This window comes from Bacillus sp. JHAA (genome assembly GCF_036961585.1).
Lineage (GTDB): Bacteria > Bacillota > Bacilli > Bacillales > Bacillaceae > Bacillus > Bacillus velezensis.
Map to the genome: position 1 here is coordinate 1 of NZ_JBAMDE010000016.1, position 13,349 is coordinate 13,349.

Sequence of the window (13,349 nt, forward strand, 5' to 3'; positions counted from 1 at the left end):
GCCGACCATGCTTTCTTTGCGGACGCCTTTTTGTCGGAGCCGAACGGCGAGCCTGTCTGTGTACTGGTCAAGCTCGGCGTACGTCAGCATACCGCCCGGAAAACGGAGCGCCGGACGATGCGGCGAAAGCGCGGCACGGCGGGTAAACAGCCCGTGAAGCGTCGGAGCCGGCGGTTCAACCGTTTCTGTACGGTTAAACGCATCCAGCATATTTCTGGCTTCACACGCATCAAGCAATGCGATCTCGGAGGCGCTCATTTCAGGGTCGGAAATGACTGACTTCATCATATGCCGTAAAAATGTTTCAATATTCTTCATAAAAACACGATCGTATATACCGGTATCAAAGTTTAAGCGGATATAAAGAGAATTTCCCGGAATCACCTTTATGCTGCATCCGTAGTTTGTGACTTCCTCCATCGTGAAATCTTCTACCGCAAAATCAAATGAACCTGCCTGACTCACATTTTCAATTTCACGCTGGGCCGGCACATTTTCAAACACGATAATGTGGTCAAACAGCGCTTGCTTCAAAGGGCTTTGCGCCTGAATGTCATACAGCGGATAATAGCTGTACGCTTCTGCTTGCAGCGTCTCCTGCTGCAAATGCCTGACGAGCTCCAGAAAAGAAAATGAACCGCTTTTCACCCGCACGGGAATCGTATTAATAAACAGGCCCACCATTTTTTCCACGCCTGCGAGATCCGACGGCCGGCCGGAAACGACAGAACCGAAAACGGCGTCATCACAGCGGCTGACACGCTGCAGCAACAGGCCCCACAGTGCCTGGAACACTGTATTCAGCGTTGCTCCCGCCCTTGCCGCAATGTTCTTCAGCTCATTTGTCTGCTCTTCAGAAATGGTGAAAACCGCCTGCTCAAGTTCGCCATTTGGTTCTGCAGATTTTTTCGGAAGAGACGCCGATTGCTCAAGATCGGCAAGTCTCGTTTTCCAAAAAATCTCGGCTTCTTTACGATCCTGCTTCATGAGCCATTTAATATACTTTCCATATGGCTGAACAGGCTCGAGAGACGGGAGCCGTCCGTCTCCGAGAGATTGATAGATCATCAGAAATTCCTTCATGACAATTCCGAAGCACCAGCCGTCCATGACGATATGATGATGGCTCCATATACAAACATAGCGTTCAGGCGCTTTTTTCAAAATGGAGACTCTCATGAGAGGGTCTGATTGCAAATCAAAGCCTTTATCTTTATCTTCTTTTCTGAATCGGTCGGCATATTTATCTTGTGCCTTCTCGTCCAAATGAGAAATATCATGAAACTGAACGCGGCTCGGCCTGTTTTTCAACACGACTTGGCGGGGCTTCGCCACATTCTTATGAATAAATGTCGTACGGAAAATATCGTATCGTTCAAAAACAGCATCTATACTTTTTTGGAATCGTTCCCGGTCAAGCTGTCCGCTGATCGTAAACACCGCTTGTTCGAAGTAGGCTCTTGAGTCATGATCCAACAGAGAATGAAAAAGCATGCCCTCCTGCATAAAAGATAAAGGATATATATCTTGTATTTCCGGTTGCTGCCCCATTGCGCCACTCCTTTTCTATAGTTTGTTGACGGCTCCCATAATGTCACTCAGATCTTCCAGCGTTAACTCCTCGTCACTGAAATCAGCGGCGCTCCATTCACGCTCCTCTTTGCCTGTGCAATGCGTGATGATTTGCTTGAGAAAGGCATGAAAATATCCCGTCAAAACTTCAATCGTTTCTTTTTGATACTGAAAACGGTTGTACACGACATGCATGCTGAGACATTCCGACGATACGGAGCCGCTGATATCAAGTGTGTACGGACGTTCCCAGTCTGGGCTGACTTCATTTCCCGCTTTTACGGGAGAAACACCAAAGCCGCTGGAACGGATTTCACGGTCAAACTGTCCCAGATAGTTAAAACTGATTTCAGGAGAATCGGATTCAGTCTCTTCCCAGAGTTTGCTTATATACTTCAGCACCCCGTATCCCGCTCCTTTATGCGGAATGCGGCGCATCATGTCTTTTGTCCGCTTAATGTGATAGCCGAGCCGCTCGCCGTCATCAGCCTGATCTTGAAAACTTGCGTCAACCAATACCGGATAAATTGACGTAAACCAACCGATGGTTCTGCTGATATCAAGATGCTCCAAGTGCTCTTCCCTTCCGTGGCCTTCCATGCTGATTTTGAATGTCTCGTTTCCGGTCCATCTGTTCAGCGCAAGGCTTAACGCGGCAAGCAATAATTCACCCGTCTCTGTTGTGTATGCTCTGTTCGCTTCCGTTAACAGCTGCTCAGTCTCCTGTTTCGTCAATGTAACGGTCATCACATCTGTATCTTTCAGAAGATTGGAAGAGATGCGGGCATCTTTCGGAAGCGGTTCGACCGCCGCTCTTTCTCTTTCGGACCAGTAGTCTGCTTCCTGTAACAGCCGGCGGCTTTTTGCATAATCAGAGATTTGCTTCGCGTAAGTCTGATAGGAATCGGTTTTTGCCGGAAGCGCGGTTTCTTTTCCTGCGAGCGCCTGCCTGTAGCACGCGGTGAGATCTTCAAATAAAATCCGCCATGATACACCGTCAATGACAAGGTGATGAATAGAAAGCAGCAGATGATCGCCATCATTAGCGTGAAATAATCCGACAGCTACGAGCGGACCCGTCTCCAGCCGAATGGAAGTTTGAATACGGGCGGCCGCCTGTTCAATTGCGGCGTGCTCCTCTTGTAATGACCCTTTCCCTCTCACGTCATGCGTTTCAAACGTAAAGAGTTCTTCTTCAGAAAGGTTTTCCGCTCTGTTGTATTGAGTCACCGATCCGTTTTGCGTGCCGCATACGATCCGTAATGCGTCATGATGAACCGCGAGCTGTGCCAACGCTTTTCTCATAGCAGATTCATTGATTCTGTCCGCACTGCGGAGCATTACGGACTGATTAAAATGATCATGCGGCAATGATTGCGACAAGAACCAGTGCTGGATCGGCGTCAGCGGCACGTCTCCCGTGACGGGAGCCTGATCAATCACGCGGCGGACTTTCCGGAGCCGCATCGATACTTCTCCCAGTGTCTGATGCTCGAACAGCTCGCGGACGGTCGTTTCATAGCCCTGCTGTTTCAGCCTCGCACATACTTGCAGCGCTTTAATCGAATCCCCGCCGAGATGGAAGAAATGAGCATTGGGGCCGAGGCCTTCAACACCTAAGAGTTCTTCCCAAATGTCAGCCATCATTTCTTCAGTTTCATTTCTCAGGCTGATATCATCTCCAAGGCTATCATTTAATTCAGGCTGCGGGAGCGCCTTCTCGTCCAGCTTCCCATTCGCCGTCAGAGGCAGTTCATCAAGCTCTATCAAGCGGGCGGGAATCATATATTCCGGCAGAAAAGCTCTGAGAGAGGCCTGAATCTCTGCTTCTTTTATCTTTTCGTTCCCGTGTAAGACCGCGTATGCGTAAATGGAGTGCTGACCGTGCTGATCAGCACGTGTGATCACGGCGGCCTCTTTCACGGAGGAAAGCTCTTGCAGCGCTGATTTAATTTCTCCCAGCTCAATTCTGTGGCCTCTGACTTTTACTTGCGCATCTTTCCGCCCGACATATTCCAGCTCTCCATTTGAGAGTCTTTTGGCGATATCACCCGTCCGGTAGAGCCGCATGCCGGAAACGTGCGGATTCGTGATGAAACGGGAGGCGGTTAAATCATCCCTGTTTACATATCCCCTCGCGACGCCTTCCCCGCCGATATAAAGCTCACCGGGAATTCCGATCGGCTGCGGATTCATATAGGCGTCCATAACAAAAGCATGAAGGGTTTCCAGCGGTCTGCCGATATTGCTTTTGTTTCTCTCAATATCATCCATATTCAGTTTTTTGCATGTGACGTGAACCGTGGTTTCCGTAATACCGTACATATTAACAAGCTCCGTCTCCGGGTACTTCTCTTTCCAGCTTTTCAGCATGCCGGGCTGAAGCGCTTCTCCGCCGAAAATGACATATCGAAGCTTCAGCTTGTCCGTATGCCCGGCCTCTTCATGAATGAGTCCGGAAAAAGCCGTCGGCGTTTGGTTCAGCACCGTTACGCCTTCACTTTGCAGCAGCTGCCGGTACAAATACGGATCACGGGCTGTGTCTTTCGGCACGATAACTACCTTTCCGCCGTATAAGAGCGCGCCGAATATTTCCCAGACAGAAAAATCAAAGCAATAGGAATGGAACAGCGTCCAGACGTCTTCAGAGCCGAAATCAAACGGCAGTCCTTTATGTGTGATAAGACTGATGACATTGCGGTGTTCCGTCATAACGCCTTTCGGTTTTCCGGTTGTGCCCGATGTGTAAATCACGTAAGCCGGCTGTTCAGGCGTTATTATTTCTTTCGTTCTGTCTGCTGAAACGGATTCAGGCTTATCGATGTATAAAACCGGCAGCCCGTCCATTCCGGATATCCCAAGACCCGATTGCGTCAACAGAGCACGCGCGCCGCTGTCAGTCAGCATAAATGAAATCCGCTCGTCCGGATAGTCAGGATCAATCGGCAGATAAGCACCTCCCGCTTTTAAAATACCGAGAATCCCAATCAGCATATCCGGAGATCGTTCGGTCATAATTCCGACAATCTGTCCGGAGCGGATGCCGTTTTCCGACAGCATATCGGCGATTCGATCCGCCTTTTCATTGAGCTCGCGGTAGGTGAGACGCTCATCAGACATGACGGCTGCAATTTGATCCGGCATTTTTTCCGCCTGTGCTTCAAATAAACTGACAATCGTTTCATGCCTCGGATACTCCGCCGTTTGATTTTCCGCTTGAAGAAGCATCTGCCGCTCGTTTATGCCCAGCAAATGAATGTCAGACAGCTTCCGCTCATCATCCGATGCGATTTGTCCTAAAAGCTCTTTAAAATGACCGGCCCACCGTTCGATCGTATCCTTTTCAAACAACGCGGTACTGTATTCAAAATGAAAATCCAGTGAGCCATCCGGCCGTTCCTCGGCATGAAGCGTCAAGTCGAATTTTGAAATGTCATGCTTCACTGCATGTGAAGAAACGGATAAGCCCGGAAGGTTCACTTCGAAATCATCACTGTTTTGCAAAACGAGCATGGCATCAAACAGCGGATTGCGATTGACTTCCCGGTGTGTATCAAGCTTTTGGGCAAGTTCTTCAAACGGGAAGTCCTGATGTTCGGCCGCGCCGAGGGCGAGCATTTTCACCTCTTCTAAATAAGCGCGGAATGTCTTATCCCCTTTCGGCCTGCTTCTCATTGCCACGGTATTTACAAACATGCCGATGACCCCGTCAAGCTCAGCGCGGCTTCTGCCGGCCGCAGGTGAACCGACGACAATGTCTTCCTGCCCGCTCAATTTAGAAAGGAACAAGGAGTAGCTTGCCAAAAGAATCATATACAGTGTCGAACCCGTCTCATCCATGAGCTGGCGCAAGTTCTCCGCCGTTTCCTTTTGAAGGCGCGTTCGAACCGCGGACCCGCTGAAATCAGGAAGCTGCGGGCGCTTTTTATCGAGCGGCAGATCAAGTACGGGAATGTTTTCCCCGATCGTCTCCAGCCAATAACGCTCATGTCTTTTGAATTCTTCAGCGGCAAACCGCTCATGCTGCCAGACGGAAAAATCTTTGTACTGGAGTTTTAACGGCCGCAACTCTTTTCCTCTGTACAAATCCGTCAATTCTTGAATCAGAACGCTCATTGACACACCGTCTGCGATAAGATGATGCATATCAAGCAGCAGAAAATGACGTTCTTCAGTAACTTTGGCTAAAGTCACTCTCAAAAGCGGCGCTTTTTCCACGTCAAACGGTTTGACGAAAGTTTCCATCACCTCTTGAAGAAGGTTCCCGGATGGCATGTGAATCTCTGTGAGGTCAAGATCGACATGTGCATGTATTTGCTGCATCGGCTCCCCGTTTCGTAAAACAAATGAAGTGCGTAACGCTTCATGCCTTTGTAACAGCGCTGAAAAGGCTTCGTGCAGGCGATCCCGGTTGAGTCTGCCGCTCAGTTCCAGACAAGCGGGCATATGATAGCCCGTACTGTCCGCTGCAAGCTGATGAAGGGCATAGAGCCTTTTTTGCGCAAAAGATAGCGGGTACAAGTCCTTTGCCACAGCAGGCGTGATTTCTGCATATTCTCCTCTTTTCCTCTGTTCAAGGAAGCGGGCCATGCTCTCGATGGTCGGATGTTCAAAAACATGGCGGACGGCAAGTTCAATTTGCAGCCGTTTATGTATGTTTGAAACAAGCGACGCGGCTTTCAGCGACTGTCCGCCGATTTGGAAGAAATCATCTCTCATACTGATGTGTTCCCGTTTCAGCACTTCTTGCCAAATAGACAGCAGCTCAGTCTCAAGCATTGTGCGCGGAGCTTGATAATCACCGGTTCTCTCGGCTTCTTTCGGCTCAGGAAGTGCGGCCCGATCAAGTTTTCCGCTCACAGACAGCGGCATTTCCGTTAATTTGGTAAAGCTTCCCGGTATCATATAAGCAGGTAATCTCCCGGCCAATTCAGCGTGCGGTTTAAATGTCACACCCGCATTTTCCAGTACGACATAAGCTGCAAGCTCCTGTTCCCCGTCCGCCATTTTGCGCACGGTGACTGCCGCCTCTTTTACCCCGGACAGACTTCTGAGTGCCGTTTCGATTTCTCCTAATTCAATTCTGTAACCTCTTACCTTCACCTGATCGTCAAAGCGTCCCATGTATTCAATCGTTCCATCCGGTAAAAATCGGGCTGCATCTCCCGTTCTGTAAAGCCGTTCACCTTCACGAAACGGATGAGGGGTAAAGACTTTGTCCGTCAGCTCTTTTTGCTGAAAATATCCGTCCGCCAGACCTTTTCCGGAAATACACAGTTCACCGACGGCTCCGACCGGCTGCAGCCGATCTCCGTGCATCATATAGACAGAAGTGTTGGCAATCGGGCGCCCGATCGTAATCCGGCTGCTTTTTTGCAGGTTGCGCAGAATCGTCGTGGCCACACTGTTTTCCGTCGGGCCGTATTCATTCAGCAGCTCGGCATTCGGGCATATGCCGCGGCTCGCTTCCACGATATCAGGAGTGGCCGCTTCCCCGGCAAATGTCACCACCCGAAGCGTCTGCGCATCCTTTTTCGTCAGCGAATCAAGCAGAACGCGATACAGAGACGGAACGATCAGAAGATGGCTCACTCCGTGTCGGGTGATTTTCTGTTTTATTGAAAGGACGTCTTTCGCATCATCTTCATCAGTTAACAATACACAGGCGCCCGACAGAAGCGGAGTGAAAAGACTCGTTAATGACCCGTCAAATACGTATGAAAAAAGATGAAGCGCTATGTCCCCTTCTGTCATCCCGTATTCTTCACGCCGCCATTGCAATGTATTGCTGATCGCTTTGTGTTGTACAAGCACCCCTTTCGGCCGGCCTGTCGTTCCGGAGGTGTAAATGACATACGCCCAATTTCCGCTGTCAGATACCGGCGGAAGCGGTGAAGTCTGCTGGGAAACCGTTTCCTCCATGATGACGACGCTGCCCTTGAAATGCGGCGGAATGAGGGGGAGCAGGTCTTTTTCAGTCACGAGCAGTGAGGCTTCACTGTCTCTCAGTAAAAATGAAATCCGTTCAGGCGGGAATTCCGCATCAATCGGCATATAGGCGCTGCCCGACTTCCAAATTCCGAGCAGAGCGGCAACCGTACTCATTGATCGGCGCAGCATAACAGCGGTGATCTGGTCGGGGCGTGCGCCTTTTTCCCTTAACGCATGCGCAATCTGATTCGCCCGCTGATTTAATTTCTTGTAGCTCCAGCTTACCCCGTTATATCTCAACGCCTCTTGGTCAGGCGTTTTTGCCGCCTGTTCTTCAAACAGCCCATGAACGGTTGTCTCAGGGTACGGACGGTTCGTTTCGTTAAACGAATGAATCAAGGCTTCTTCCTCTGGAGGCACGAGACTGATGCTTGATAAAAGCCTGTCCGGATCTTCCGTTACACAGGAGATGACCTCCAGAATATGCCCTTTGATCCGTTTCATGTCTTCCCGATCGTAGATGCCCGCATTGTAGCTGAATTTCACATAAAACTCTTCTCCCGGAACGATGACGACGTTAAGATCGTAATTGGTTTCTTCCGCCATCGAAAAGTTTTCAAGTGAGAGCGCACTGCTTTCCGTTTGCTTCCAGCCGTTTACCGCAGTCTGCATCTGAACCGGATAATTCTCAAAAACCAGGATGTGGTTCAAGAGATCTTGTTGCAGGCCGCTCTCGTTTTGGATGTCATAAAGCGGATAATAGCTGTGCTCTTCCGCAGCGAGTGACTCTTTCTGCACCTTTTTGAGAAGAGAAGAAAAAGTCATATCCCGAGCCGCGCGCACCCTTATCGGCACGGTATTGATAAACAGTCCGGCCATGGATTCGATGCCGGCGATAGCTGACGGCCTGCCGGAAACAACTGAACCGAATACCGCATCTTCAGTGCCGTTGTAACGGTGGAGAAGCAGTCCCCAAATGCTCGTAAATAAAGTATTCAGCGTGACCCCGGTGCTTCGGGCAATGTCTGTCAGCTTTTGCACGGTTTCAGACTCAAGGGAAAATTGAAAATGCTCAGATGCATAACCGTTTTGCGCCGGCTTATTCTTCGTTTGCGGAACGGAAACGACTTCTCCGTAATCTTCCAAGCAGCGCGACCAGAACGCTGACGTTTCTTCTTTATTCCGGCTTCGGAGCCATTTGATATAAGAACTGTAAGGAGCCGGACTGCTGAGGTTTACAGGCCGCCCGTTTCGGATCGCATAATACATGCTGAAGAAATCTTTCAGCACAATGCCCAAGCTCCAGCCGTCCATCATAATGTGATGGTGAGTCCAAACGCATGTATGGCGGTTTTCTCCCGTTTGAAAAAGAGTCAGGCGCATTAAGGGGCCTTTTTGCAGATCAAAGCCCTTATTCCGGTCGGTTTCCTTGAATTCCTTAATGATGTTTTGCTGCTGTTCTTCCGAATAATCTGAAATGTTCTCAGTCTGTACGGCTGTGTCACGGCGTGAAAGGACAACCTGCTGCGGCCCTTCAAGGTCAGGCACTTCTTTTATGAAAATCGTTCTGAAAATATCATAACGGCTGACAAGCATATCCAGACTTTTTTGGAATGTATCAATGCATAAATCCCCGCTGACTGTAAACGAAATCTGCTCGACATATGCGTTTGATCCGGAATCCAGAAGCGAATGAAACAGCATGCCTTCCTGCATATATGATAAAGGGTAAATATCTTGAATTTCTGTCGCTTGTGTCACGAATGCCACACACCTTTTTATGAAATTAAAGTCCTTTTACGAGATCTTCAATGCTTGATAGTGCTTGAGCGGTCAATTCTGTATGGCTGTAATCCGTTAATGTTTTTTCCCGCTCTTTCTTGCCGGAACAGTGGGCGATGATGTCCTCGATGTGAGTATGGAAACGATTCATGAAGAACTCGATTGCCCCCGGTGCAAATACATCGGTATAAACGGCTTTTACCTCCAGTTGCCCGGCCGCCACCATCGCGTTAATATCCAGATCAAACTCGCGGATGCGCCCGGCCGCTATATCATGCTGCGGCTTGAACGGTGACATCTTCAGCGTTCCCTCAAGACCGTCAAACGCACCGAGATAGTTAAAGCTTATTTCTGGGTCTTTATAAAGAATGTTTCGCGAATATCTCAACAGCCCGTAGCCGGTTCCGTGATAAGGAACCCGTCTCATCATGTCTTTTACCGTCTTTATGCGGTGAGCGGTTTTTTCGCCTGAGCCGCCCGGCACTCTCATATCCAAAAGCACCGGGTAAACAGATGTAAACCATCCTGCTGTTCTTGACATATCAATGTCAGGCATATGCCCTTGGCGCCCGTGCCCTTCAGTGCTGATAAGGATCTGTTCAGAACCCGTCCACTCATGAAGCGCCATTCCAAGCGCCGTTAAAAGCAATTCATGAACATCCGTTCCGTATGCCTGCTGTGTTTCCAACAGCAGCTGTTTCGTGACTTCGCTGCTTAATATCCACGATGCCGTGCGCGCGTTTTCCTGCAATCGTCCGGCGTTTTCATCAGTTATTTTCGGCAGCGGCGCTGTTTCACTAGACATCACGCTGTCCCAGTATGCGGCTTCCTCCAGCAATGCTTTGCTTTTGGAAATGTCAAAAAGCTCTTCGGCATACTTTATATAAGAATCGCTTTTCGGCGGCAGTTTGATTTGTTTGCCTTCCAATGCCTGCTGATAAGCTGTCTGCAGATCTTCAAGCAATATCCTCCATGACACGCCGTCCACGATAAGATGATGAATCGTTATAAGAAGATGGTCGGCTTCCTTCTGCCGGAACACTCCGAGATGAAGCAGAGGCCCTTGATCAAGACGCATAGCCTGCTGTATTTCTTTTTCCTCAGCGGCTATCCGTTTTTCGGGCTGCGTTTCTTCTGAAATATCTATGACGTTAAGCGTAAAGATTTCTTCATACTGCTTTGTGATTCCGCGATTATATTGAACCGTTTCCCCATGCTCATTTTCAGTGAAAGTCATTCGCAGCGCATCATGATGTTCTGTCAGCGCGCAAACCGCCTGATACAGCGCATCTATTTCGAGGCTGTCTTCACTGCACAGCATGACCGCTTGGTTATAATGAAGCTCAAACGCACCCGGCTCCTCAAAAAATCTCTGCTGGATCGGTGTCAGCGGAGCGCTTCCTTCTATCGGCCCCTGATCAGCCGTTGCAACAGCCGGCATGAGGTGCTTCGCGAGTTCTGCAATCGTCGGGAACTGAAACAAATCGCGGATCGACATGTTCCAGCCTTCTCCCGCGAGTCGGGCTGACACTTGAAGCGCCTTAATGGAATCTCCCCCAAGCTCAAAGAAAGAGTGATGAATTCCCGCTTTCTGAACATGAAGCACATCTTCCCAAATCCGGCATAACATCTCCTGTTTTTCATCGCCGGGCGCGACAAATGCCTGTGTTGAATGTATCTCTTCTGCCGGCAGTGCCGATTTGTCAAGTTTGCCGTTCAGTGTCAGGGGCATGCTGTCTAAACCGATAATATGAGACGGCATCATATAAGCCGGGAGCTCCTGCATAAGAGACTGGCGAAGTGATGAGATATCGGCCTCTTTAGGAACGATGTATGCCGCTAATCGGGCTTGTCCTTCAGCATCTTTCATCACGGTAACAGCCGCTTCTTTGACTTGATCGTGTTTCAAAAGCACACTTTCAATTTCTCCCGTCTCAATTCTGTAGCCTCTGATTTTTACCTGCTTATCAATCCGCCCTTGAAAACGAAGAGTACCATCCGGCAGCCAGCAAGCCTGATCTCCGGTTCTGTAAAGCGTTTCTCCCGTTTGTAACGGGTCACTGAATGCGTCCTCTGTCAGCTCAGGCTGTCCCCAATATCCTTTTGCGACGCCGGCGCCCCCGATATACAGCTCTCCGAAAACGCCGATCGGCTGGATCTGTTTGTCTTTGTTTAAGACGTACATTTGCACATTCGGAAGCGGAACACCGATCGGCACATCATCTTCCCGCGGCTCTTCGCTCATTTCGGCTTCATAATACGAAGAATCAATTGTCGCTTCTGTTACACCGTAGCTGTTAATGATCCGCATTTCTTTTCCGAAGCGTTCATGAAGCGTATAAAAATCCTGCGACTTGATCATATCTGAACCCAGTACAAGTATTTTTACACTTTGCAGCGCGAGCTTCCGGCGATATATATATTCCATAAACGGAACTACCAGCGCGGGTGTCGACTCCATAAACGTGATACGGTGCTGATCAATGAGCCGATAAAGCTGTTGTGGCTCAAGCCGGACGTCATCCGGACAAATGACAAGCGTTCCCCCGTTTAGCAGGGCACGTGCAAGATCCCCTGAAAATACATCAAATGAGAAACTCGCCATCTGCAGCACTCGGACTGGTTTACGATCAAGCTCATAAATTTTCCGCCATGCAAGTGCTGCATGCGTAAAGCTGAGATTTCTGACTTCGACTCCCTTCGGCGTTCCCGTTGTTCCCGAAGTATATATGATATATGCAGTATCATCCGGTGACGCTGCCGGCTGAATATTCTTTGCACAAATATCGTATTGATCTTCATGATCGAGCTGAATGAGAAATAAATTGTTATCCGTCAGCTGTGAAGCAAGTTCTTTGTATTCTGACTGCACCATCAAGACGGATGCCGCGCTGTCTTTTAATAAATAGCGAATCCGTTCCTCGGGATAATGGGAGTCAACCGGTATATACGCCCCTCCCGATTTCATGACGGCAAGAACACTGACGATCGCTTCAATCGAGCGGTTTGCCAATATAGCTGCTCTTTTTCCCGGACCGAATCCATTTTTGTGTAATGTTCGCGCAAGCCGATTTGCCCGCTCATTAAGCTGCGAATAGCTGATCTGTTGTGCTCCTTCAATAACAGCGGTCTGATGAGGCGTTTCTTCTGCTTTCTCTTCAAACAGCTGGTGAAACAGTTTGTGTTTTTCCATGAATTCGGTTTGTGTGTTATTAAACTCAATCAGTAACTTTTGTTTTTCTTCTTCATCCAAAATGTCAGCTTTCGATAGTGTGACTTCCGGTTCGGCGGCAACATGGCGCAAGAGATTCAGTAAGTGGCCCATCCAGCGTTCAATCGTTTCTTTCTTAAAAAGCTCGGTGCTGAATTCCATTTCAAAGCGGATGTTTCCATCGGATTCAGCCGCTGATAAGGTCAGGTCAAAACTTGATACATCATGTTCGGTATGCTCTGATCGTGACGCCTTCAGACCGGCCAGATTTATTTCCTCTCGCTCCATATTCTGAAGAATAAACATCGCATCAAACAGCGGATTGCGGCTCATGTCCCGCTGCACCCCGAGCCGTTCCACTAGCTCTTCAAACGGATAGTCCTGATGCTCATATGCCTCAAGCGCGGCCTGGCGGACTTCCGCCAAGTAATCGGTAAACCGTTTGTCTCCTTTCGGCTCCGTTCTGATGGCGAGCGTGTTGACGAACATGCCGAGAATCGGTTCAAGGTCTTTGTGCGGACGCCCGGCAATCGGCGAGCCGACGATGATGTCTTCCTGCCCGCTCAATCTCGCGAGTAACGTATTGTACGCGGCGAGAAGCACCATATACAAAGTGGAGCCGTGATCCCGGGCGATTCGGTGAAGGCCGGATGCCGTTTCAGCGTCAAGCGTGCACGATACGCTGCCGCCCGCAAAGCTTCTGACAGCCGGACGGGGCTTGTCAGCCGGAAGCTCAAGCACCGGAAGCTCTCCTTCTAGCCGCTTCAGCCAGTAGGCTTCCTGCTTCTGGTACCCTTCTTTCTCCTGAAACGACCGCTGCCAGACGGCATAGTCTTTATATTGAAGGCGCATT

3 protein-coding genes are annotated in these 13,349 nt (G+C 49.4%); all 3 read right to left on the reverse strand.

Annotation, left to right across the window (positions count from 1 at the left end):
* Positions 1–1,551, reverse strand: a 1,551-nt coding sequence (locus tag V7728_RS20155) for a condensation domain-containing protein (RefSeq protein WP_335371373.1), incomplete at its 3' end; no start/stop codon positions are given.
* Between the two features lie 15 nt (positions 1,552–1,566).
* On the reverse strand, positions 1,567–9,264 hold the full coding sequence (locus V7728_RS20160) for a non-ribosomal peptide synthetase (protein ID WP_099566787.1): 7,698 nt from the start codon (positions 9,262–9,264) through the stop codon (positions 1,567–1,569).
* 25 nt (positions 9,265–9,289) lie between these two features.
* Positions 9,290–13,349 (reverse strand): amino acid adenylation domain-containing protein (locus tag V7728_RS20165; RefSeq protein ID WP_335371374.1); only part of this gene is annotated, 4,060 nt, incomplete at its 5' end.